The organism is Methylotenera versatilis 301, from assembly GCF_000093025.1.
Lineage (GTDB): Bacteria > Pseudomonadota > Gammaproteobacteria > Burkholderiales > Methylophilaceae > Methylotenera > Methylotenera versatilis.
In genome coordinates this window covers 171,696-195,983 of record NC_014207.1, presented here as the reverse complement: position 1 = coordinate 195,983, position 24,288 = coordinate 171,696, and the positions used below count along the sequence as shown (strand labels likewise).

General features: G+C 42.9%; 19 protein-coding genes. 2 read left to right on the top strand and 17 right to left on the bottom strand.

Annotation, left to right across the window (positions count from 1 at the left end; translation table 11 throughout):
* The 4 genes from M301_RS00835 to M301_RS00820 form a co-directional block, all read right to left on the bottom strand.
* Positions 1–2,826 (bottom strand): valine--tRNA ligase, encoded by a 2,826-nt coding sequence (locus M301_RS00835; protein WP_041359587.1) that lies wholly within the window; start codon positions 2,824–2,826, stop codon positions 1–3.
* 104 nt (positions 2,827–2,930) lie between these two features.
* The gene (locus tag M301_RS00830; RefSeq protein WP_013146862.1) at positions 2,931–3,842 is read right to left on the bottom strand and encodes a hypothetical protein; all 912 of its coding nucleotides are present in this window, start codon (positions 3,840–3,842) and stop codon (positions 2,931–2,933) included.
* A gap of 11 nt (positions 3,843–3,853) precedes the next feature.
* Positions 3,854–4,414: a LemA family protein gene (locus tag M301_RS00825; RefSeq protein WP_013146861.1), complete on the bottom strand. Its 561-nt coding sequence runs from the start codon at positions 4,412–4,414 to the stop codon at positions 3,854–3,856.
* Positions 4,415–4,453: 39 nt separating this feature from the next.
* On the bottom strand, positions 4,454–5,695 hold the full coding sequence (locus M301_RS00820) for an FAD-binding domain-containing protein (RefSeq protein WP_013146860.1): 1,242 nt from the start codon (positions 5,693–5,695) through the stop codon (positions 4,454–4,456).
* A 64-nt stretch (positions 5,696–5,759) separates the two neighbouring features.
* On the opposite strand from M301_RS00820, the gene M301_RS00815 reads away from it, so the two are divergent.
* Both M301_RS00815 and M301_RS00810 read left to right on the top strand, forming a co-directional pair.
* Positions 5,760–6,200 (top strand): NfeD family protein, encoded by a 441-nt coding sequence (locus M301_RS00815; RefSeq protein ID WP_013146859.1) that lies wholly within the window; start codon positions 5,760–5,762, stop codon positions 6,198–6,200.
* 53 nt (positions 6,201–6,253) lie between these two features.
* Positions 6,254–7,096, top strand: a complete 843-nt coding sequence (locus tag M301_RS00810) for an SPFH domain-containing protein (RefSeq protein WP_013146858.1) — start codon at positions 6,254–6,256, stop codon at positions 7,094–7,096.
* 2 nt (positions 7,097–7,098) lie between these two features.
* Here the strand turns inward: M301_RS00810 and M301_RS00805 are convergent, their stop codons facing one another.
* From M301_RS00805 to M301_RS00745, 13 genes are all read right to left on the bottom strand, one after another.
* Positions 7,099–7,845 (bottom strand): HesA/MoeB/ThiF family protein, encoded by a 747-nt coding sequence (locus M301_RS00805; protein ID WP_013146857.1) that lies wholly within the window; start codon positions 7,843–7,845, stop codon positions 7,099–7,101.
* 5 nt (positions 7,846–7,850) lie between these two features.
* Positions 7,851–8,600: a type II secretion system protein gene (locus tag M301_RS00800; RefSeq protein ID WP_013146856.1), complete on the bottom strand. Its 750-nt coding sequence runs from the start codon at positions 8,598–8,600 to the stop codon at positions 7,851–7,853.
* Positions 8,597–10,402, bottom strand: a complete 1,806-nt coding sequence (locus M301_RS00795; RefSeq protein ID WP_013146855.1) for a hypothetical protein — start codon at positions 10,400–10,402, stop codon at positions 8,597–8,599. Before M301_RS00795 ends, M301_RS00800 begins: the two co-directional genes overlap by 4 nt.
* 12 nt (positions 10,403–10,414) lie before the next feature.
* The gene (locus M301_RS00790; RefSeq protein ID WP_238524648.1) at positions 10,415–11,068 is read right to left on the bottom strand and encodes a hypothetical protein; all 654 of its coding nucleotides are present in this window, start codon (positions 11,066–11,068) and stop codon (positions 10,415–10,417) included.
* Positions 11,020–11,646 (bottom strand): hypothetical protein, encoded by a 627-nt coding sequence (locus M301_RS00785; RefSeq protein ID WP_013146853.1) that lies wholly within the window; start codon positions 11,644–11,646, stop codon positions 11,020–11,022. Before M301_RS00785 ends, M301_RS00790 begins: the two co-directional genes overlap by 49 nt.
* Positions 11,643–13,274, bottom strand: coding sequence for a hypothetical protein (locus tag M301_RS00780; RefSeq protein ID WP_013146852.1), 1,632 nt, complete (start codon positions 13,272–13,274; stop codon positions 11,643–11,645). Before M301_RS00780 ends, M301_RS00785 begins: the two co-directional genes overlap by 4 nt.
* 3 nt (positions 13,275–13,277) lie before the next feature.
* A complete protein-coding gene (locus tag M301_RS00775; RefSeq protein WP_013146851.1) occupies positions 13,278–14,483 on the bottom strand; it encodes a type II secretion system F family protein in 1,206 nt (401 codons plus the stop codon).
* Between the two features lie 5 nt (positions 14,484–14,488).
* Entirely contained in the window at positions 14,489–16,195 is a 1,707-nt protein-coding gene (locus M301_RS00770) for a GspE/PulE family protein (RefSeq protein ID WP_013146850.1), read from the bottom strand.
* 54 nt (positions 16,196–16,249) lie between these two features.
* Positions 16,250–17,782, bottom strand: a complete 1,533-nt coding sequence (locus M301_RS00765) for a tetratricopeptide repeat protein (RefSeq protein WP_013146849.1) — start codon at positions 17,780–17,782, stop codon at positions 16,250–16,252.
* 8 nt (positions 17,783–17,790) lie between these two features.
* The gene (gene mshL / locus M301_RS00760) at positions 17,791–19,617 is read right to left on the bottom strand and encodes a pilus (MSHA type) biogenesis protein MshL (RefSeq protein ID WP_013146848.1); all 1,827 of its coding nucleotides are present in this window, start codon (positions 19,615–19,617) and stop codon (positions 17,791–17,793) included.
* 155 nt (positions 19,618–19,772) lie between these two features.
* Positions 19,773–21,332: an AAA family ATPase gene (locus M301_RS00755; protein WP_013146847.1), complete on the bottom strand. Its 1,560-nt coding sequence runs from the start codon at positions 21,330–21,332 to the stop codon at positions 19,773–19,775.
* A 20-nt stretch (positions 21,333–21,352) separates the two neighbouring features.
* The gene (locus M301_RS00750) at positions 21,353–22,786 is read right to left on the bottom strand and encodes a sigma-54-dependent transcriptional regulator (RefSeq protein ID WP_013146846.1); all 1,434 of its coding nucleotides are present in this window, start codon (positions 22,784–22,786) and stop codon (positions 21,353–21,355) included.
* Between the two features lie 193 nt (positions 22,787–22,979).
* Positions 22,980–23,993: a GGDEF domain-containing protein gene (locus M301_RS00745; protein ID WP_013146845.1), complete on the bottom strand. Its 1,014-nt coding sequence runs from the start codon at positions 23,991–23,993 to the stop codon at positions 22,980–22,982.
* Positions 23,994–24,288 lie beyond the last annotated feature (295 nt).

Here is a 24,288-nt window from a genome sequence, read left to right as displayed (position 1 = left end):
TTAACCTAACTTAGCTAACTGACTTTGCAGTTTTTGTAAATTAGCGCCAAACTCGGCTACACGTGCTTTTTCTTGCTCAACCACAGCAGCAGGCGCACGCGCGACAAAGCTCTCGTTATTCAGCTTGCCATTGGCTTTAGCGATCTCGCCTTCTAACCTTGCAATCTCTTTACCTAAACGCTCTTTTTCAACAGCAACGTCAATCTCAACTTTTAACATCAGTTTAAAATTGTCTACCAACATCACAGGTGCATCGGCTTCTGGTAAATCAGCCACAATTGCCACATCTTCTAATTTGGCTAAGGCTTTTAAATACGGTGCATACAAAGCTAACTTTTCAGCATCACCTGTAGCAATCAATGGCACACGTGCTGCTGGTGAAATGTTCATTTCGCCACGTAAACTACGGCACGCATCGACCATTTGCTTAAGCTGTGCAACCCAAGCCTCTGAAACATCATCTAGTTTATCTGGCTGAGCTTTTGGATAAGTTTCCAGCATGATACTAGCACCGTGTTTCTCCGTCATAGGCGCGATAGTTTGCCAAATCTCTTCCGTGATAAACGGCATAATTGGATGTGCTAAGCGTAAAATTGTCTCCAGCACACGTAACAAGGTACGGCGTGTTGCACGTTTTTCAGCATCATCACCATTTTGAATTTGCACTTTCGCAAGTTCTAAATACCAATCACAGTACTCATCCCATACAAATTCATAAATCGCTTTAGCAGCCAAATCAAAACGGTAATCTTCAAATGCTTTTTCAACTTCAGCTTCTGTGCGTTGCAGAATGCTCACAATCCAACGGTCGGCCTGACTAAACTTACGTCCGCCTTCACCACAGCTTGCCGCATCAAAACCGTTATCTTGGCCTTCTGTATTCATCAACACAAAGCGCGTCGCATTCCAAAGCTTGTTACAGAAATTGCGATAACCATCACAACGCTGCAAATCAAATTTAATATCGCGGCCAGGGCTAGCAAGCGCTGCAAAAGTAAAGCGCAACGCATCTGTACCATAAGCAGCTATGCCTTCTGGAAACTCTTTACGTGTACGCTTCTCGATTTTTTCTGCGTCTTTAGGATTCATTAAGCCTGTAGTGCGCTTTTTAATCAAATCATCCAAACCAATGCCATCAATCAAATCAATCGGGTCTAGTACATTACCCTTAGATTTAGACATTTTTTGACCTTCAGCATCACGAATCAAACCGTGTACATACACATGCTTGAATGGGATTTTGCCAGTGATGTGTTTTGTCATCATCACCATACGCGCCACCCAGAAGAAGATGATGTCAAAGCCCGTCACCAACACGCTAGAGGGCAAGTATTGTTGCAAAGCTTGATTTTGCGCATCAATCGCTTCATCGCCTGTCCAGTCGAGGGTAGAGAACGGCCAGAGTGCGGATGAATACCAAGTATCAAGCACGTCATTATCGCGAACTAAATTACCTGTGTAGCCATCTTGAGCGGCTAATGCTTTAGCGGTGACTTCGTCCGTCGCCACATAAACTTTGCCGCTATCTGAATACCAAGCAGGGATTTGATGCCCCCACCACAATTGGCGTGAAATACACCAATCTTGAATGTTATTCAGCCATTGGTTATAAGTGTTCACCCAGTTTTCAGGGTAAAACTTGATTTCGCCACTGGCTACTACCTCTAAAGCTTTTTGCGTAATGGATTTGCCGTCAGCGGCAGGTTTACTCATCGCTACAAACCATTGGTCGGTCAGCATAGGCTCAATAATCACGCCTGTACGGTCACCTCTAGGCACTTTAAGTTTGTGTTTATCGGTTTTAACTAAATAGCCATTTTCTTCTAAATCCGCCACGACTAGTTTACGTGCAGCAATAGTGGTTAAGCCGCGATATTTTTCTGGCGCATTTTCGTTCACCAATCCTGCCAATGACAAAATCTCTATCATAGGTAACTTGTGGCGCTGGCCAACAGCATAGTCATTAAAATCATGCGCCGGCGTCACTTTAACCACGCCAGTACCAAATTCTTTATCGACATAATCATCGGCAATAATCGGAATTTCGCGGTCACAGAGCGGCAGTTTTACATTTTTGCCGATGAGGTGTGCGTAACGTTCATCTTCAGGATGCACCATCACCGCCACGTCGCCCAGCATAGTTTCTGGACGCGTTGTAGCAACAGTTAAATTGCCTGATCCATCGGCAAGCGGATAGTTGATGTGCCACATAAAGCCATCTTCTTCTTCCTGCACTACTTCTAAATCTGAAACCGCTGTGCCTAATTTCACATCCCAATTAACGAGTCTTTTTCCTCTGTATATCAGACCTTCGTTATACAAACGAACGAAAGTTTCAGTCACAGTTTTATTCAAACCTTCATCCATGGTGAAGCGCTCGCGCGACCAATCTGGTGATGTACCTAGACGACGCATCTGCTTAGTAATCGTACCGCCAGAGTACTCTTTCCATTCCCACACTTTTTCGAGGAATTTTTCACGGCCTAAGTCATGGCGCGATACGCCTTGTGCATCCAACTGACGCTCTACCACTATCTGCGTGGCGATACCCGCATGGTCAGTACCTGGCTGCCATAGCGTGTTATCGCCCTTCATACGGTGATAACGTGTTAACGCATCCATCAAGGTTTGATTAAAGCCATGGCCCATGTGCAAGGTGCCAGTGACGTTTGGTGGAGGCAGTAAGATACAGAAGTTATCTTTAACTTCTGGGTTTAAGCCTGCTGCGTAATAGCCTTTGCTCTCCCAAAATTCATACCATTTGCTTTCTATGGTTTTAGGATCAAAGGATTTTGCTAATTCTTGGTTGGGGGTTGGATTATTCATAGCCGACATTTTAACATAGGCAAGTACTAATTTACTCCCCCGCCATACCAACGTATGGTGCGTTATAGCATGCAGAAATAATTACAGCTAAAGCTACTTAAATGTCATGCAAGTTTGATAAAAGCTAAAAGCAATATCGTAAACATCAGCAAATGGACAATTGCCCACATTCGGTAACTTGCTGTTAATTCATGTGGGTCTTTAGCTGAAATTAAAAACAAATGTTGATCGGTAGGTTTAACTAAAGTAAAACTACCTGTATGCGCTTTCATGGCGTATTTAGCATGCGCTTGTTTGATAGCATCTTGGCGTGCTAGCTCCCATTCATCCATGTCAATTTCGCCATTTCGGTTATGGTCATAACGATTTAACATCTGCTGCGGACGCGTTTTTAAATCTGTCAAAATGCCGCGTACTTCTTTGTTAATGACTTCAGTATCAACTTGATCATGTCTCGTATCTAACTGACCTAATACATACAATCGTTTACCAGCAGGTAAATATTCCTCTACATAGCGATGGTCATTTTTAACAAATGTACGTTTTTCAAAAAAGATAATTTCCGCCCCATTGGGGTTAACCATACAAGTGCCAGATTCATCTTTTAATTGAAATAAAGTATCGCTTTCCGAATACTCCAAAAGCCGATTATCGACCACCCCTTTCGAGTAAGGATTTTCAATATGATTGGCATACACCGAGGCTCGATACCACACACAAGGAATGCCGTGATAAGGCGTTTTAAAAGGTTTTAGCGTTGTTGCAGTGCCTTGCAGCTCAATATAGCCTTGCGCTGCAGCAGCGATTGAAGATATTGGCGCCTCTGTAATTTTAAGTAATCGCCAATAATTAAAGATTGCAGCAAACAGGCTAAAAGTGAGCGAAATTGATAACAATACAAACCATGTTTGCCTATCCGTTTGGCTTAAATGCAATTTATAAGCAGCAAATAAAGCACCGCCTACTACTGCCAACGTAACAAAATTGACGCTGGCGCCATTTAATTTTCTAAACATAAAAAAGCTAACTAGCTTTTAAAACGCGCGCTTACATCCACATCCTCTAATTCAGCACGTGAAAATTTCAGCATTTCTGCACGTTCAAAATTAAATAACCCCGCAACAATGACATCTGGAAACTGCTTAATTCTGACGTTATTATTATTGACCGAATCATTATAAAACTCGCGTCTGTCTGCTATTTGATTTTCTAAGCCCGTAATACGTTGCTGCAAATTAATAAAGGTTTGATCCGCTTTTAAATCCGGATAACTCTCTGCAACAGCGAATAGCCCGCCCAAACTGCTACTGAGTGCTGACTCCGCCTTGCTCAACCCTGCAACATCGTGCATTTGGCGCGCTGCATCTATCCCCATGCGCGCTTGAATAACTTTCTCTAGCGTTTGCGCCTCGTGCGTCATGTAAGCCTTGCATGTATCAATCAACTTTGGCAGCTCGTCATTACGCTGTTTAAGGAGCACATCAATATTCGCCCATGCTTTTTCTACATTACTTTTAATGCTGACTAAACTGTTATAAGTCACCACGAAATACACAGCCACTACCACTACGATTACCCAAAATATCATTAAGCTCCCCTTAATTTTATTAATATTAATTTATTGTTATTAATGCTTATCACTTACTGTACCACTTAACACCAATGGCCCTACTTTTTCCCAATAACGAGAAAAGCGTCTTAAGCGCTTTTCACTAATTTCGACATTGACGAATTTAGCCACTGGCTGCCATTCTGGCACAAAAGGTGATAATAGCTCTTTCACTTTGAGATTTGGCGTATTTTGCGTAATTAGCTGCCCTATGCCTTTTTGCATCAAAATTTCGTAAGTATCGCCCACCCAAACCTCTACGCTCTCCATTTCGCTCAAACAATCTGCCACAAACTGCAAACGATTAAGCGACCAAGTGCCGTGTAAATGTGGATCGAACACAAAAATCTTTGGAAAAGGTTTTTGCAGTAAAGCGTGCGCTGATGACAACATTTCATCATGAACAAATATCGCTTTGGCTGGGAAATGAGAAACTTTATTTCTTGGCGAAGGTGGCAGTGCATATTGTTTTGCAATGGGTATTAGCGTTTGATTAAACAATTTATCGTTCAAAGCTTCATAGCTGGCATCAAATGGACATTGCACGTGACAGTTAGCGCAGTATTTGCCACCAGTATAACGACTGAGGTTTTCTTTATTAAAGAAGTAAGGCTTGGAGCTAAACGTTGAGGCAACCCATTGCCATGAAAGGTGATTGCTCGCAATATCGCCATCAATCAAATACGCTTCAAACCAATCAGCAGCAAGCCGCCAATCCACTTTTCTGTGATGCACAATATAGCTCGAAAGCCACATACGAGCATGATTATGCACATAGCCTGTGGCGAATAAATCTTCGTTGATAAAGCCATCCATACAAGGCAAACCCGTTTTACCTTGGCGAATATCTTCGCTCAATGGCGCATGGCCAATCGCTACTTTAGGCGGCTCCATGTCACTATAGATGGCATTGCCTTCGCTAAACCACACCTGCCGCCAATAATCGCGCCAAGCAAGTTCATACACGAGTTTATCTGCGCTTGCATCGAACCGCCTTTTAATGAATTCATATGCTTCATTCAATGTTACGCAGCCATGCCGTAAATATGGTGATAAATGCGTCACTGAACCGTTTAAAAAATTACGGTTTCTATCGTAAGCAACCGCATCAATACTATTGAGTTTTTTAAGCGCACCAAAACGACCACCTGCCCAATCGGCTTGCAAATCTGCACCTTTAGCTTCCGAAAAGATTCGCTTAATATAATGTAAGCGCTCGTTTCGGTCTTGAGGAATGATCAATTTTTGTGCGGGTTTCATTGAATAATTTCCATCTAATTTATGTTAATGTACTATTTATGTAAACTCACCAAGGAAAATCAGCATGGACCCAATGTGGATGTGGGCTGCGATAGGAATCATACTACTTGCAGTTGAAATGGCAACAGGCACTTTTTATGTGCTGTGGTTTGGCGTAGCCGCCTTGTGCGTCGCGGTTATCATGTGGCTATTTCCTAACACGTCTGAGGCTATACAATATAGCGCGTTTGCGGCCTTATCTTTAAGCTCACTAGCTATCTGGCGTATCAATTACAAAAAAACTTCTACCAGCACTCGTGTTGGTCAGTCACAAGGTGAAGAAATTGGACGAGTTGGTACTGTCATAGAAACAGCTAGCCTAAAACAAAATGGTAAAATTCGCTTCGCTCAAGGTCTAATGGGCAGCCGCGAATGGACAGCAATTGCCGATGAAACAATTGAATCTGGCAGTGATGCACGCGTAGTAGCCGTTGTTGGAAATGCATTAAAAATCTCAAAAAAGTAATTTCACTTCATCTTAATAAGATTAATTTTCAAACCCCGTGTTAGGAAAACACTATGACCACGTTTAGTTTTGTACTGATATTTTTAGTTATTGTCGCCATCATTAAGGGCGTACGGATTGTTCCTCAAGGTGAAGAATGGGTCGTAGAGCGCCTTGGTAAATTTGCTGGCGTGCTGAGCCCTGGCTTGCATGTGATTAACCCTATATTCACTAAAGTAAGTTATAAAGTCACCACCAAAGACATTATTTTAGATGTGCCTGAGCAAGAAGTGATTACACGCGACAACGCTGTGATTCTTGCTAATGCTATCGCCTTCATTCGCGTTTCTGACGTAGAGCGCGCGGTGTACGGCATTGAAAACTTTAGAGAAGCGATGCGCAACATGGTGCAAACCAGCTTGCGCTCAATCATTGGCGGCATGGATCTAAACCAAGCACTGACATCACGTGACCGTATTAAAGCTGAGTTAAAAGAAGCGATTGCCGATGAAGCGCAAGATTGGGGCTTGACCGTTAAATCAGTTGAAATTCAAGACATTAAACCTTCGCCAAACATGCAAGATGCCATGGAAAGACAAGCCGCTGCAGAGCGTGAACGTGTTGCTGTGGTAACTGAGGCCGAAGGTGCGAAGCAATCGCTCATCTTAAATGCAGAAGCGCGTTTGGAAGCAGCTCGTAAAGATGCTGAAGCGCAAATGGTTGCTGCAAAAGCCTCAGCGGAATCCATCAAATTTATTACTGAAGCCGTTAAAGAAAATAATGCATCTGCGATGTTTTTACTGGGTGACCGTTACATTACAGCTTTACAAAAAATGTCGGCTTCTGAAAATAGTAAAATTATTGTGATGCCGGGTGATTTAGTTGGTGCAGTTAAAAGTTTGGTAGGCGGTAAATAACTTTAAGCTGAGCATACAATACAAGCTGGGTCTTTACTCAGCTTGATTGTTCGCCACTCCATAGCAAGTGCATCTAGCAGCAACAAACGGCCTTGCAAACTCTCACCAATACCCATCAACAGCTTCAAAGCTTCCGCAGCTTGCGTTGTGCCTATCATGCCCACTAGCGGGGCGAAAACACCATTTGTAGCACAACGTAAATCTGTATCTTCACCATTATCAGGGAATAAACATTGGTAACACGGGCTGGTATCTGAGCGCATATCATAAACTGTGATTTGCCCCTCAAAACCAAGTGCAGCGCCTGAAACAAGCGGCTTTTTCAATTTCACGCAAAGTCTGTTTAACGTATAGCGTGTAGCAAAATTATCACTGCAATCTATCACCACATCTGCTTGCGCCACCAATGCGGCAAAATCATCTTCAGTTGATTTCTGCTGTATGGTTTTAACAATCACCTCAGGATTAATCTCGTAAATAGTTTGCTGCGCAGAAACGGCTTTATTGATACCCACGCTTGGTGTGGTATGAATAATCTGACGCTGCAAATTAGTCAAATCCACCACATCAAAATCACAAATAGTAAGTGTGCCAACACCACTAGCAGCCAAGTACAAAGCCACAGGCGAACCCAAACCACCCGCACCCACTACCAGCGCGTGACTATGCACTAGCTTATCTTGCCCTTCATAACTAACTTGCGGTAAAAGTATGTGGCGGCTATAACGTAAAAGTTGGTTATCGTTCATAAGTTTTAATGTAGCTGGCCAGCTTCAATCATGGCGTTGTAAAGCACGTATGGAGAAATCCAAACCATCATATGGTCGAACTCGTTGCCGCCAGTTGCGCTAGGCTCATGGCTAACAAAAACTGTATCTACATTTGCCACAGCATTTAAATTTTCCGTTTCATCCGTGCCACCAGAAGCTTGTGAGCCTGATTCGCCGAGTGAATAGATCACCGCAACTGCATTATTGGCTAGATTAATTGTTGCAGTGCAACTTGCAGCTGTAGCACAGACTCGCAAATCTGGGGCTAACAAACTAATACCAACATTTGCCATTTCACTCGAAGTTGTAAAGTCTGGCGTACCCGCGCCTCCAGCTGTATTTACTTGTGTAACAGCATAACGTATAGGGTTGTTCCACGCATCGACAGCAAAACCATCACTATCAATAGGTTGAATACCTAGCGTTACTGCTGGCAACAATCCAATCTGCTGAGTGCAAGCCCCACCACCTAAAGGTTTTTCACTTCCACCACCTCCTGCAATTGCAGGACAAGGCAATCTGCCTTTGGTTTGAGCAAAACCTATTAACGCTTTTTTAGCAGCTTCTAATGTATTTTCAGTCTGTGATTGATGTAACATTTGCCTCTGAGCTTGAATAGGCGCTAGTATTGCGCCCAGTACAAAACCTAGGATAATTAGCACTACGGCCATTTCCAATAATGAAAACCCTTTATGACGAGCTAGGTTGTTTGACTGTATTCTATAATTATTCATTGGGTAACGACCACAACTTGATCCGTATTTGTCTGGCTTCTAGGGTTAGTCTTTTGGTAGATAGAGTCTTGTATACCATTGCTAACTGTTACGTTTGTGTTTTCAACATCGCTTAAATAGCTGGCTATACTACATGAACCATTCGGATTAGCAATTGAACCAGCGACAATTGCATTAACATTTTTGTTAAGCCCTACACTTAGCTTAGGTGGAGATACCGTCGATATACAGGCTCCAGTCGAATTACAATCTTCTGAAACTGCGTACACGATATATTTTTCCCATTGATTTGCAGTAAACCATATGGGTAACAAACCACCTGCACTTGGAAGTGATTTTATCGTTTCATTTACACTACAAGAACCTAATGAAAACGATCCGTCTGCACTATTTAAACAAGAAACTTGTGTGCTTGATGTTGTGTTACAAGAACCTGAAGGGCTAATAAATGCACCCGTTGTTACAAACTTATTTGTGCCTGCTACTGTTGCAGCACATACACCGCAGGCATCACAACTAAACTGCACGGCACCAGATGCCCTCTGACAGCTACCTGCGCCATTGCATGTACACGTGTCTGTAGTTAAAGGATTTACAGTACAGGCACCAATAGGAGCATTAACACCTCCACCCGTTGCCACAAAACTTCCAGTAGTTCTGGTAAATGAAATTGAACTTGATATGCTGAAATTACAGCTACATGTCTTACTTGATGCCGTGCAGGTACAAGCATGTGTGGATGGGGCGCTAACTGGTAGTAACCCCCTTAAATTACCTTGAACACATTGATTTTGATTTGCTGTTAATCCCAATCCTGAAGCAAATGGATAATAGCCATTTGCTGTGTAGTACTTATTAAGTGCACTTTTTGTTTCTTGTAATGCACGTTTTTCTAGGGCATACATCAACTCATCAATCGTAATGTAAACAAGCTTATCGTTAAAATAATAAGGTTTAACATAAGTGGTGTCGCTAGCTGGAACATTTCTGCTATCTTCGCCCATGATAAAATCCTCATTTGCCAAAGATGAGTCACTATTTTTATAGTTTGCTGCGCCAATCATAAAGCTATCTAAAAACTCTTTAGCATTTGGTGCTGGTGATGATCGATTTTGATTTTCTAAGGGACTGCCAGGTGCAATAATCACGACTGCAACTCTATCTGAAACTAAATTCCCATTCCTATCTATAACAGTGAGCCAAGGATATGATTGAGTTCCACCTTGTCGCATGTATGGTGTAATTGTATGTGGAGGGTTAATCATTCCAGGATTGATAATTGGGTTCTCAGTGTGCCCGTAGTCATAAACCAAATTTCTTGAAACGGCATACCAAAGCCGATTGCCCTGCGCATCGGTAAATACTTGATTCAATCCTGGATAGGTACTCAATCCAGAATATATATTTAATCCGTTGTTAGGGTCTAGACAAGGACTTGTTGTGGGCTGGCTTGGAAGCTGCCCAAGTAGATAACCATAGTCAAATGCACCTATATAACAATCACTACTTCCGTCGTAATTACCATCGCTGTTTCTATCGGGCCATGGCATTTGCCCTGGTGAGCTTGAGTAATTTACGGCCCAAGCAATCAGCGCAACTTTTGCATCATTTAATGCTTTATAGGTTTTTTCGTCTTGCCTAGCTCTAGCCGCATCTGCGTTGTATGTTTTTAGCACATAGAAAGCTGCTCCCAGCCCTAAAATAAACGCAATAAAAATTAGTGCAGCACCTTTTTGTTTAACCCACGTTTGGTTTAAGTAAAGCTTACGTGATTTTAATGAAAAGTTGAATTGATGAGACATAGCAATTAAGCACTACTCAGCGTTGCTATCTGAAATGCTTTTGTTAGATGCATCACCACCATCTATCACACCACTTCGCTCTAAATTCAACCTCTTCGCTTTTTCCACAACTTGCATTTCGTAAACTTTATTGCTTTCAGGCTCGTACATTTGACCAGCTTTTAGGCGTATTTGTTTGCCATTTGCCGGTATTTTTACATCTACGCCTTCAGTGCTTGCGCCTTTGTTTGAAAAGCCCCTTTGATTAAGTTTGCCAATTTTCACATGATCTACACTGCTGTTTTCTTGCACGGCTTGGCCGTTAATCCATAGCGTATTTGCCCCGCCATCATTACGTTTAACATAGCCTTGTAGCGTAATAGGGTCTGGTAGCTCAATTGGTACAGCTTCTGTTATCACGGCTGATTGTTGTGCATCTGCTGCGGGAGTGATCTTCAGTTTTTGATTTTGCCTTATCACATTGAGGTTGCTGCGCTCATTGGGTTTGCTAAACAATCTACCGAGTTGTTGACCGTTTTCAATTGTAGCTTCAGCGTGTGATTGCAGCGACAACAAAGTGATACACAGGCCTATCAATAAGCTTGTGAATATTTTGTATGATAGCTGGTGAATGCGCATTAAGGTGTCGTCGTTTGAATGGGTGCAGGTTCGCGTAGCGTGAGCCAATCTAACTCACATTTTGCATGTAGGTTGGCAATGAGTTGGTTGCTTAGCGCGCCGCCTGCATTTAATCGGGTAATTTCACAATCGCGTAGCATAAAAACCTCTTCATTCTTTTTACTTAACGCTTCCGTTAATTGCAGTATATCTTCCTCATGCAACATATCAAGGTCTAGCGTCATGATAGATCGATTCAATACAAATCCGCCAAGGTTACTTACAAAGCTTGGTTTGTAGGGCTCTTGCAAGCCTATGCTGTATTTGATGCTAAATAATTTATTCAGCTGATGCTGCTTGCGTAGCTCATCCACCCACTCTAACCTGCGCTCTTCGCCAACCAAGCCTTTGTTAATCAGTGCTTGGTATTGCGGTAAATATTCGGTCATTATTTGCTTTTCTATGCCTGATGACTGATAGCGCTGTCGTGCTGAAGTAAGCAGATTTTGCTGTTGCTGCATGGCTTTTTCTTGTTCGCTAGTGAACTTTTGCGCTAATGCAAATAACGCGACAACCGCAATCACAACCACTACAAGTAATGTAATGGTGACTTGCAGCCTTTGCCAATCTTGCTTTTCTAGTTTCATGGCGTCTTCACTCCAGCCGCAGCTATTGCTACATTTGAAGCGGCTTCAGGCACTTTTAGTATCACTTTTAGCTTGAATAAAGCAGGTTGTGTTTGTGCGGCTTGTTCATCTGTCGTGCTGCCTTGCAGGTTTACAAAAGAACTCACATTCACTGGCTCTTGTAGTACTTCTACTGCGGCTACGTTTTGATCAAGATTGAGCTTTTCTACGAACTTGTTCACGCTGTTTAGTGCGCTGCGGTAATCTCCAGTAAACCCAGAGATTTCTGCCGTCACATAGGCAAGCTCATATAGCTTTGTGGCATCTGCGGTAAATGCAGCGTTAGTAGGCGTATTAGTAATGGGCACGCTGATGAGTTTATCGTCATCTTTACTATTCATATCGTTAGTAAGCGCCCAATGCAATCGGTCTAACTGCACTTCTGGCACTTGCTCTAGCGCCCCGCTCACAACTTGCATCATGCGCCGTGGTGATTTTGGATAAAGTGAGATGGTTTTATCTAACTCGACTGCGGCTTTTAAGTCTTCCGCACCGATAGTAGTCACTGGAAAGTTTTTAGCAGCTTCTTCATAACGACGTTGTTGCAATACGGTATCTTGCGTCGCTTCTTTCAAGGCAGATTGATAATTCAAACCCTGCATTAACATTCCACCTGCGGCAAAGATTCCCAACACCCCAAGCACCAATGCGGCCAGCTTGATATTCTGTTTTAACTTACTAAAGTCATACTCTTTCGTCAGCGCCTCAGAAGCAAGATTATCGACCACATGCCCGCTAGCCAACAAATGCATATGTAATAACTCTGGCATTTGCTCTATCAGTTTTGTAGGTAAGTTAAGGCTTTTGGTGATTTGGCTTAAATTAATATCAGAGCATTCAATACCCTGCTCTTGGCTAATGCCTTGACTGATATGTTGCGTAGAGCCATCTAAACTTGCTAGCACTAAGTTCAGCGGTGTTTCACGGGTAATAAAGCGTTGGCTAATTAAATAAAGTCGTGTTTTCTCTGTCTCTACCAGATAAAAATAACCTAATTGATTTGCCGCGCTTGGTACGTTGGGCACAAGCCGACTCATACGAAGTCGTCCGTTATGCAAATAGGTTTGACGTAATCCTGAAGATAACTTTTCGCATAACAAAATATGCGGTGCCATTAACTTTAACTGCCTGACTAATACTTGGCTAAGCATAGGCAACAAGTAAATACCCACTAATTGCACTCTAGCCTCTCGAATGAGATTGACCCATGCCTGTAAAAAGTCAGCATTATTTAGTGCAACAAAGAGATATTTATCATCTTTGCGTTTGTCAGTCTCACGATTCACAAAGTGCGCGGTACGATAATCTAAGCCGCGATAAAACTGATTAAGCTTACGGTTTACTAGCTCTTTTTTCGCTGCACCTGTTGTATGTGGTACGCTCTCTAGGCGGTAATCTTCCTCTACTGCGTCTGCCATTAAGTACATGGGAATGCTGATGTATTGCTTTAGAAACTCAGCAAACGCTGCATGTCCCGCTTCATCATTATTAAACGCTTGGCTACCTTGTAATTTACCCGCACGCCATAGCCCAGCAAGCAAGCTGTTTGATGTGGCGCAGAGAACTAATTTATGGGGGCGATTACTCATTATTTATATTTTTAGTTTGCTGAATGAATCGTAAACTGGACCCAATACTGAATACATAATAAAGCCGAGAATTAAGCCTAGAAAAACGGTGAGTGCTGGCTCTATCATTTTGAGTAGTTTATCCATGGAGTCATTCACATCGCGATCATAAAAATAGCTAATGTTCAGTAATGATTTATCTAATGCACCCGTATTTTCGCCCACTTTAATCATGCGCACCACTAGCTGCGGAAACAGCCCTGCATTTCGAAAGCTTTCAGACATAGTTTCACCTGAGCTGATTTGCGCATGTACACGGCTGAGCGCGTCTGCCACCACGCGGTTACCTACGATTTTCTCACAAATTTTAATCGCATCTAAAATTGGAATACCGGTTTGATACATCAAAGCAAAATAACGCGCGAAGCGCGCCATGATAATTTTGTTTAAGATTGGCCCTGTATAAGGCAGTTGTAGCTTGATCATATCAAACCGATAACGCGCAATTGGATTAGTTTTAATGATGCTCGCCAAGGTAATCAAGACCAGCACTGGCAGCCCAATCATTAACCACCAATAGTTCACAAAAGCATCTGATAATGCAATCAAAAACTTAGTGTTCATGGGCAATTCTTGCCCCATATTCTTCAAAAATGATGCCATCTGCGGCACTAGGTAACTCATTAAAAAAGCGACTGCGCCAAACACCACAACCGCGACAAAAGCTGGATAAGCTAATAATTTTTTAGTTTGTGACATCAACTCATCTTGCCAGCGCAAGGTATTGAACAAGTTATTAAATACTACTGGTAGTTGGCCAGTTTGCTCACCAGCACTCACCAAGCTAACAAACACTTCGGTAAAAACATTGGGGTGCTCAGCCAAGGCTTGTGAAAGCATTTTCCCGCCTTCAACTTCTGCACTGATGGCGCCTAGCACCTTTTGAAAATAGGGATTATTGCTACTTTCTCGTAAATCAGTTAAACACTCTAGTAGCGGTACACCTGCGCTACTTAACTGCTCAATTTGAAAGCAAAACATGACTAAATCTTGATTACTGACCTTGCTGCTATTCAACAAACTTGTCGATTTTGCGACTGTGCGATAGGTGATTAAATCCAAACCCATGCGTTCAAGACGAATTTCTAAATCCACTTCATTGAGCGCATCGATCTGCCCCATCGCGGGACGACCTAATTGATCTATCGCTTTGTAATTAAATGACGGCATTAGACTTATGAGTTTAAGCGGTTGGTTAAATCAATCACGCGCATGACTTCAGCCAAGCTGGTGTAGCCTTCTATAATGCGGCGCACGCCATCTTCTGCCAAAGTGACAAAACCCTTATCCATCGCCATTTTTTGCAGCTCATCCAAATGCGCACGGCGTGAAATTAACGAATCCATATCACTATCGATACGCAGTAATTCAATAATCGCCATACGTCCGCGATAGCCCGTTTGATTGCATTGCTTACAGCCTTTTGGCTTGAATATCTTTGGCTTGTCGCTTGGTTTTAAGCGCATAATTTTGCGCTGCAGGTCATCCAGCTCATGCGGCTCTTTGCAGTGTGGGCAAAGCACCCGCACCAAGCGCTGCGCCACCACGCCGATAATATTGCCGGCCATGATGTCAGGCAAAATGCCTATATCTGATAGCCTTGGGAAAACGCCTAAAGCAGAATTGGTATGCAAAGTAGTAAACACCTGGTGACCAGTCATTGCCGCACGAAAAGCCATGGTCGCGGTATCCTCATCGCGCACCTCACCGACCAGAATAATGTCTGGGTCTTGGCGCATAATTGAGCGAATACCATTAGCGAAATCGACTTTATTGACTTCAGCGACCGAGGTTTGGCGCATCATAGAAACAGGATATTCTACGGGGTCTTCCAAGGTCATGATATTTACAGCTTCAGTATTGCGATATGACAGCAGTGAGTAAAGCGTAGTCGTTTTACCACTACCTGTAGGCCCTGTCACAATCACAATGCCTTCTGGGCGCGTCATCATGATGCGTAGCTCTTCTAGCGTATTGGGGCGCAAACCCATACGCTCCATCGGAATGATAGATTTTTCTCTATCCAGCACACGCAGTACGATATTTTCACCATTGATTGTAGGGTGACTAGACACCCGAAAATCAATCGGGCGACCGCATAAATTCATGCTCAAGCGGCCATCTTGCGGCGCACGTGTCTCTGCAATATCTAGTCCACTGAGCACTTTTAGCCTAACAACTACGCCACCCCAATAGCTTTTATGCAAACTACGCACTTGGTGAAGCACGCCGTCGATTCTGTAACGTATGCGCAAAAATGCATATTCAGGTTCAAAGTGAATATCTGATGCGCCGCGCTTAACTGCATCCATCAATAACGCGCCAACTAAGCGTACTACTGGCTGCGTGTATTCATCGCCACCAGCACTTAAGCTGTTGTAATCAATTTCGCCTGTTTCAATTTCATGCAAAATGCCATCAACAGATAATTCGTAACCATAAAAATGGTCGATGTACTCTTCCAGCTGCGCTTCAGCTGCGAGTAATGGGCGAATTTGAATGCGACCACCCAGCATGGCACGGAGCTGATCCAACGCCACCACGTTGAACATGTCGGCCATAGCCACGACCAAAGTTTTAGTGGCAGCTTCATAAGCCACTGGCAGTAAATGATAGCGGCGAGAAAAGTCTTGTGGCACTAAGTTCAGTGCGTCTACATCCGCCACTATGGTAGACAAGTCGATACTCTCGAAACCAATAGTGTCAGCGACAACATCGCGCACCATAATCTCTGTGACAAAACCCAATAGCACCAACTGCCGACCTAATGGCAAATCACTATGCTCTTGCTCAGTAAGCGCGATGCGCAACTGATCAGGGCTGATCAAGCCCTGCTGAACCATTAGCTCACCTAAGCGAGGTTTACGTCTTTGCTCAACCATTGTTTAAACCTGATGCCTTGTATTCTAAAAATGCCATGTTTTTATGAATATTCATTATTGAAGTTCGCGAATTCTCGCCTCTAACTGCGCTCTGTCTGGGCTATTGCCACCTGATTTATTCAGTAAATCCAAAGCGCGTTGGTACTGTTTTAAAGCCAGACTAGACTTACCCATTTGGTCTAAACTAATTGCTAAATTAAATGCATAATCGGCATTATTTGGCGCCAAACGGCTAGCATTAAAATAGGCCTCTTGTGCAGAAGGCCACTGGCTTTGCTCGGCGTATAAATTACCTAAAGCTGCATGCAAGTTTGCGCCTTCAGGCTGTTGCGCAATCATACTTTTAATACGGCTTTCTGCGCCAGCTGCATCCGTATTTGCTTGCGGGCTAACAATAGCCGTTTGCGCAATGCTGTTTCTAGGCTCTATTTCTAACACTTTTTGATACCAACCTTGCGCATCCGCATCACGTCCTTGTCGTTGCGCAATCGCCGCCATGCCAAGCAAAGCATCCACATTACGCACATCGCGTTGCAACACTTGTCTATACTGCTGCTGTGCATTTGCATCCTCACCACGCATGAAAGCTTGGTACGCTGCAAGTAGCGTTGGGTCTACGCCCTGCGACTGCACCTTGCTAATCAGTGTGAGTGGCTTTTGTTTCTTATTACCGATTGGCTCTGCGTAGCTTGCATCTGCGGCAGCATAGACCGCTTCATTATTTTTGTTAACGTTTTTAATTGACGGCTTTTTCGGCTCGGCCTCAATGACATCTTCAACAGCATCATGCTTTTCTAATGTTTTATTTCTAAAAGCCTCGGTACCTGCTTTATTATCAACATTAGCGGCGTCATTCGCTTGATTTACAGCTTGACTCACTTGTACGGGAGCCTCTGAAGGGGCGGTTGTGACTTCGGTTGGCATTGGGGCAATCGTCGGCGGTGGTGCTATCACTGCGACTTGTGATGGTGGCGTGCTAGGTTTCAGTACAATAACATCTGGTTTGGTTAGGTCTTTAATATAGTCGTACCCCTGCAAGCCCAACAGAACCAACAATGCACCCACCACACCCAAGCTCATTAATGCAAATTTTGAACTAGGTGCTTTGACTTCTTTATTTGCAACAAATACCTTAGCTGCTGCCTTTTGGTTCAATTCATCATTGACCATTTGCAAAGCAGGTGTTGAACTAGCAACCGCTGCCTTACTTTTAACACGCGCAGGCGGCAAAGTCTCTGGTGTAGAGCTTTGTAATGGCTTTGCTTCTACTGCTGATTTATTCGAAGCTTTAGCCGCAGATTTAGGCTTAGCGTATTGATTAGCCGAGAAGGATGCGCCCGTTAGCCCCGCCTCCTCCTCTAAGGATAGGTTCTGGTCTAGCGGCGAATTCACTGTTTTTACAGTTGCTTCGGAGACATCAACTACTGGAACTTGCTCAGCAAACTCAGCCTCCTGCGCTTTAGCATCGATAGGCACCAGCTCAAGTGATAAAGCCTCATCAGCCACGTACGCACCCGTTTGCTTTTTGTCTTTATCCGCCTGCTTATTTTTTTCTAAATGATCTAATGCTTTAATGAGTAAACTCATATAAAAGTTTACCTTTCATTTTCGGCTTCAGCTTCTGAAGCTCTCTCAAGCGCTTGAGTCGGTAAATACTGTTTGTAGTGAGCCAGTTCATCACTCTCTAGACTTGCATTTGGGATTACCGTAGGACGTAAAAAAATAACTAATTCAGTTTTTTGATTTGAGTCGTTTTTACCTTGAAAAACCTTACCTACACCAGGAACCTTACTCAAGCCTGGCACTGCCTCTGTGCTGTTTTTGATTTCATCTTGCATCAACCCTCCAAGCACCGCAATGTTACCGCTGCTGATTTGAAGTAAAGACTCCATCTCACGAGTTCTTATTTCAGGAATTCCTTGAAAGTCTGGACTTTTTTGAATTTGAGGATTTGGGTCTGGCACGTATCTAATAAGACTGGTGATTGTCGGCCTTACATTAATATTCACATTTCCAGTATCGTTAATTTGCGGTGTAACGCTCATTACAACCCCTACAGGCACCGTATTTGGCGTAGTTGTAACAGATTGCAAATTTGTACCTGCAACTCCACTGGCTGACTGCGATATCTGTGACTGAACCGTAAAATAAACTAAATTATCAACCACTTTAAGAACCGCAGTTTGATTATTTAGAACCATAAGCTTTGGACTAGACAAAACCTTAGTGTTTCCAAACTGCTCTAATAATTGAACCGAACTTAAAATTCCACGGTTGCCGTTTGTATATCCCGCGATGATTCCAGAAGAGCTAAGTGTTACATTTGCAGCACTATTAACCGCACCCAACTGAGGGCCTAACGCTTGTTTAAATACAAAGCCCGCACTACCCAAACTACCTAAACGGCTCCAGTCAATCCCCGCCTTATACCCATCATTTAATGTAACCTCAACAATCGTTGCCTCGATAAGCACCTGTTTTTTAGCACTCCCCATAACCTTATCAATAAACTCTTGTATTTTTTCGTGCTGTTTATTAGTAGCTCTTACGTTAATGATTCCAGCCTCACGATTTACAATTACAGTGCCAGCAAACAGTGTTTTGTATTCGTTCCTATCCTCTTCTTTTTCACGCTTTGCCTCTGCAGAATTAGCTGTATCAGTATCTGAAGTTTTACTAGAAACACCTGCTTTTGCTTTTTCGTTCGACTTACTTGTATTGCCAGATCGAGTAATAAGCACCTCTTTATCTGTTTCAGCCAATATATCTTTTAGATTTTTTTCCAAAGTTTCCCAAAAATGACTTTTAGACTCACTAGTCACTGAAGTGCGTGAGCTGTTATTTGCGCCATTGCCTGCGCTACTGCTTGCTGTCCCACTAGCGCCTGAAATTTGTGAAGTACTTGAAATTTGACCGTCTGCACCAATAAAACCTGTCGTATCACGTGACATATTCACATAGTCAATTTTGTAAGAGCGCAATACGGGCTGATCTGGTGTAATTGTTAATACATCATTCTGAAGCTTGTACGTCAAATCCACCTGCTTAGATAAACGCTCCAATATGGCAGGTAAGGTTTGATCTACGGCATTCAGAGTGACTCTACCTTGTATTGAAGGGTGAATATCAATATTAAGTTTGCTATCACGTGCAATGGCGAATAGCACTTCTTTAACGGGCGTATCGTAAACAACGATGCTGTAAAGCTGTGCTTTAGCCTTTGGTTTTGGTGGGGGCAGATAGGTATTATTGGTAACAGGTTTAGGGATATTGGCTGTTACTGGTTTGCCGTCTACAGTGTTATTTGAACCTGATTGCACTTCAGCTTGATGCTTGGTAGTATTTTGTCCGTCAATATGGCCATTTGAAGGGGTGATTTTAGACTGGTGCGCGCATGCAGACATGCCTAAAACAAGCATCATGCATAAATGCCCTAATATTTGTTTGTTGTTTAGCACAGTCCCACCCCCAGCTTATTGCTTAAATTACATTCTTTTGTATATTTTGCATAATAACTCAAAAAAAGCAAGAAATATGAACAGAATATTAAATGTTTACAATAAGTTACGTGCTGTATTTATTGCATTTGATCAATATCTTTATTAATACCGGCAAAAGTGCGTAAGTAAGGCTTGCTATTTTTTATTGGTGTTGGCAGATTTTTAAGTGCGGCTAGCGCTTCGCTGCGCTCGGCAAATTCACCATACAAAATCACAGTATATGTTTCACCATTTTGGATTTTTCGATATAAATAAATATTATCTATCTCTAATTGCTGGCTAATTCTATCCAGCTCCGCTTTTAATTGATCATCTTTCTTTTGCTCACCCTTTAGCTTTGCATCTGTTGGTAGCGACTTAATTTGCAATGTAATCGTACTGGGCGGAGCGTTTAACAAATGACTTTTAGTGACCTCTAAACGCTTGTCTACCAAATTTTTGGTTTCAACTATATTTACGGGTGCGGCTGGTGCGGGAGTTGACGCTGTTGTAGTTGGCGAAACTGGCGCAGTTACTGTTTGATTATTGCTGACTGGCTGAATGACATGTGTGGAGGCCGTTGAACTTGAAGCTGTCGCCGTGGTGGGCGCCTCGATAACTGCAGAGGTTGTACCCGACGACGCTGCATTAGTCATCGCAGGCGGACTAACAGCAGCCACTGGTGCTTCAATTTTTGCTTTTTGGGGCTGAACAGCAGTCACTATATTATTGGCTGCTGGAGCTTTTGCCTGATGTTGATATTGCCACCATGCATAGCACATCACTATTGCCAAAAGGCCTATCAACAAACTTGCACCTATAAAGTATTGTTTGTAGTTGGTTGTTTTACGGCCAAACTCGCTGTCTTGAATGGCTGCTTTCACATGTTTTGGTGTGACCTGATAAACATTGTCCGCATAAGCGGCTAATAATGATTTATCTGCCAAGATATTGACACGTCGCGCCAAACCCTCTGCCGCGGCTGAAAGCTTTTTAATCGCCGCAGCAGAAAATAGATGCGGTCCATGATACCCAGCTGCACGTAGCCGCAAAATCAGGTACTCGCCTATATCTTTAGTACCCAAAGGCTCTAAATGAAAGCTATGAGTAATGCGTTCGCGTAACTGGCGAATATGTGCCTCACTCAGGTTGACATCAAGCTCTGGCTGTCCAAATAACACGATTTGCAGCAGCTTATCTTGCTTGGTTTCTAAGTTGGATAGCAGCCGGATTTCCTCTAGCGTCGCCAGTGGCATACCTTGCGCTTCTTCGACAAAAATCACCACTTGCCGACCCTCAGCATGGCGATTGAGCAAATGTGCCTGCAGCAACTGCATCACTTTTAAGCGATCCGCATTCTTAGGCACTTTGAGTTGCAGCTCAAAAGCAATTGCATGCAACACATCTTCTGGCGCCACACTTGGGTTAGCTAAATAAACGCTCTCAACTTTCTCTGGCAGTATGGTTTGCAACATGCGACAAAGCATCGTTTTGCCGCTGCCGACTTCGCCGACTACTTTGATGATGCCTTCGCCGTTGGTGATGGCATAAACCAGTGCATCTAACACTGCGCCACGATTACCGCCCGAGAAGAAAAAATCCGTATTCGGGGTGATTTTGAATGGCGGCTCTTTTAAGCCAAAGTGTGGGTAATACAAATTGTTTCCGTTGGTATGTTCTAGTTTTCGTCAGTGGTGCTCATACGGCTATACAGCGTTGTGCGATTCACATTGAGCAACTTCGCCGCTTGGCTTAAATTGCCATGCGTCATTTGCATTGCCGCTTCAATATAAGCGCGCTCCCAGCTCTTAAGTACCGAGTCTAAACTCACATTGGCTTGACGCTGCAAATGGCGCTGCGCTTGCGCTGTCATGCCTGCAGCATCGTTAATATTTAATGGCTCACCGCTCGAGCCGGATGACTCCGGCTCAGATAAATCAAACTCGGCAACCAATTGCGTCGCATTAAGCGTTTTACCAGAATATTTCGCGATTAAGCGAATCACGATGTTTCTGAGCTCACGCACATTACCTGGGAATTTATAATCCAGCCAACGCGCTTGCGCAGCTTCATCTAATACAAATGGCGCCTGACCTATCTGTTGTGCATAAAATTGAGTGAAATGTTCACGCAGCAAATGCTTATCATCACCCAAATCTCTTACAGGCGGCACATGCACGGCAAATACACTCAAGCGATGATATAAATCAGATCTGAATTTACCCGCACGAACTTCTGCACGTAGGTCACGGTTAGTTGCGGCAACAATACGCGCCTGACTTTTACGCGTTTGCGTTTCACCAATACGTTGATACTCACCATTTTCAAGCACGCGCAGCAATTTGGCCTGCAACTCTAAAGGCAATTCGCCAATTTCATCTAAGAAAAGCGTACCCTCGCTAGCATCTTCAAAATAGCCCGCATGCGCAGCGATAGCGCCAGTAAACGCGCCTTTTGTATGCCCAAACAATATAGATTCAGCCAACAATGGTGAAATTGCAGCGCAGTTAACAGACAAATATGGATGCAGCACTCGTTTACTCGCGTGATGAAAACTACCTGCCACCAGCTCTTTACCACTGCCAGATTCACCCTCAATTAATACAGGAAAAGGTGAATCAGCAAATTGTGTAATTTGCATGCGCAATGCTTGCATAGGCAGACTATCACCCAATAAACCATCGAATTCTAGTTCAGCCTTAACCTCATTAAGCTCAACATCTTGCACCTTGAGCGACTGAAGCAACATGTCTTTGAGTTTTTCTACATCGCAAGGTTTAGCAATAAAATCTACCGCACCTAAAGTCAACGCACGCTTGACGTTAGCATCGTCACTTTGACCGGAAAGTACATGAATTTTAATTGTAGGAGAATGCGCGAGCAACGCGCTTATAACTTTAAAGCCCTCTTCAGGCGTGTGTGGTGATGGAGGCAGACCCAAATCAACCAATGCCAAGGCTGGCATACTATCTTGCTGCTGAAGTAAACTTTTTAGCTGTGCATACGACTCTGCGACACACACTTCAAAGTGCTTACTCAGCACGAAGTGCAGTGTATCCGTAATTAAAGGATCATCATCAATAATCATTAACACTGGACGAAGTGCCGCCATCAATTTAGACCTTTACATAAAATTTAACAACTTCAACAATCAATACCACTATAGCCTGAAAGGCCATATGTATCAATTATTTTGCCATATGAATGTTAACATTTTAGTTGATGGGATTAGATCTTAGGACATCGCAGATAAGCAACGCTAGGCTATGTGGACACAAGCAAACCCTTAATCATTAAAACTTAGATTAAAAGAGCTCTATATCACCTTCTTTTTTATTTTCCTGCAAGTCACCATCGGCTATCAGCTGCTCATAAAAGCAGATCCTGTTTCGCCCGTTGTTTTTTGCAAAGTAAAGTGCTAAATCCGCGTGATCAATTAACTGACTCGGTAGACCATATGTAAAAATCTCGGTATAACCTGCACTCACGGTCACTTTGCCAACCTGAGGAAAGTTAAACTGGCCCACTTTTTCTCTAAATCGATTGAGAATATTGGGAATATCATCATGGCTTGAGCACTCAAATACACCTACGAACTCCTCACCACCAAAGCGAAAGATTGGATCATTGCTTCTGAAAGTTTGCGTCATTAACTGAGAAAATAAAAGCAAGACCTCATCACCAATCAAATGACCAAACTCATCGTTCACCCGCTTAAAATGGTCAATATCAAAAATCGCTAAAAAATACACTTGATCAGCTTTATCGCTCTGGAGCTTAGCGGCTTCTTGCATCTGCACCAAAATCTTATTGATTCTAAAATCAAAAGTTTTACGATTAAGTAGACCAGTTAGAGTGTCGCGCTCATTATCGTTAATAAGCCCCGTGAAATTTTGATATATTTTTAACAGCAAATTAATCACTTCATGCAGGTGAGAGCCACAAACCATTGCCTCTATCGCAATAATTGCAACTGTATGATCTTTTGCATTCTTAACTGGGTACAGCCTAATGGGAGAGGCACACTCTTGCTCATATATGCAGTATTCACCTGATTTAAAACAATCAATCAGCAATTGCTTAAACGATAATGAGGAGTTATCTTGCTCAGGGCTTTTACCAACAACAATGGCCGGCAACAGCTGCTTTCTGGTGTCGTCAGGGTGATAAATAACAACGGATTTAACATTATCATCATCAGATGCGCCCACCAACTCAAACAACGCCTCTGCCAAGGATTGCTCAAGCGCCAAAACGTCGCGCTCATTTGTGAGTGTAATCAGCTTATTTAAAACCGAATGCGTGTTAATAGTATTCAAAATGAGCGCTCAATTCACTTAGACCTAACTCACAGAATATCTAAAATGAACTCTTGGTTATTGATTGAAATTTGAATACTACAGGAAGTTTGACTGTGCTATTAAATAAAGACGCGTAAGAATACCGCTTAATTCTGTAATTTAATCTTAATGACTTACTAACACTTAATGAAAATTTATGATGTGATAAAGATAATAAAGAAATTATTAGCTTAAAGGATTTGGGGTGGCTGATGGGGCTCGAACCCACGACAACAGGAATCACAACCCTATTGCATATTTCCAATATGTATCT

Excerpts from the sequence above, each read along its gene's own strand:
- M301_RS00835 (WP_041359587.1), bottom strand. The coding sequence starts at position 2,826 with ATGAATAATCCAACCCCCAACCAAGAATTAGCAAAATCCTTTGATCCT.
- M301_RS00830 (WP_013146862.1), bottom strand. The coding sequence starts at position 3,842 with ATGTTTAGAAAATTAAATGGCGCCAGCGTCAATTTTGTTACGTTGGCA.
- M301_RS00825 (WP_013146861.1), bottom strand. The coding sequence starts at position 4,414 with ATGATATTTTGGGTAATCGTAGTGGTAGTGGCTGTGTATTTCGTGGTG.
- M301_RS00820 (WP_013146860.1), bottom strand. The coding sequence starts at position 5,695 with ATGAAACCCGCACAAAAATTGATCATTCCTCAAGACCGAAACGAGCGC.
- M301_RS00815 (WP_013146859.1), top strand. The coding sequence starts at position 5,760 with ATGGACCCAATGTGGATGTGGGCTGCGATAGGAATCATACTACTTGCA.
- M301_RS00810 (WP_013146858.1), top strand. The coding sequence starts at position 6,254 with ATGACCACGTTTAGTTTTGTACTGATATTTTTAGTTATTGTCGCCATC.
- M301_RS00805 (WP_013146857.1), bottom strand. The coding sequence starts at position 7,845 with ATGAACGATAACCAACTTTTACGTTATAGCCGCCACATACTTTTACCG.
- M301_RS00800 (WP_013146856.1), bottom strand. The coding sequence starts at position 8,600 with ATGAATAATTATAGAATACAGTCAAACAACCTAGCTCGTCATAAAGGG.
- M301_RS00795 (WP_013146855.1), bottom strand. The coding sequence starts at position 10,402 with ATGTCTCATCAATTCAACTTTTCATTAAAATCACGTAAGCTTTACTTA.
- M301_RS00785 (WP_013146853.1), bottom strand. The coding sequence starts at position 11,646 with ATGAAACTAGAAAAGCAAGATTGGCAAAGGCTGCAAGTCACCATTACA.
- M301_RS00780 (WP_013146852.1), bottom strand. The coding sequence starts at position 13,274 with ATGAGTAATCGCCCCCATAAATTAGTTCTCTGCGCCACATCAAACAGC.
- M301_RS00775 (WP_013146851.1), bottom strand. The coding sequence starts at position 14,483 with ATGCCGTCATTTAATTACAAAGCGATAGATCAATTAGGTCGTCCCGCG.
- M301_RS00770 (WP_013146850.1), bottom strand. The coding sequence starts at position 16,195 with ATGGTTGAGCAAAGACGTAAACCTCGCTTAGGTGAGCTAATGGTTCAG.
- M301_RS00765 (WP_013146849.1), bottom strand. The coding sequence starts at position 17,782 with ATGAGTTTACTCATTAAAGCATTAGATCATTTAGAAAAAAATAAGCAG.
- mshL (WP_013146848.1), bottom strand. The coding sequence starts at position 19,617 with ATGATGCTTGTTTTAGGCATGTCTGCATGCGCGCACCAGTCTAAAATC.
- M301_RS00750 (WP_013146846.1), bottom strand. The coding sequence starts at position 22,786 with ATGGCGGCACTTCGTCCAGTGTTAATGATTATTGATGATGATCCTTTA.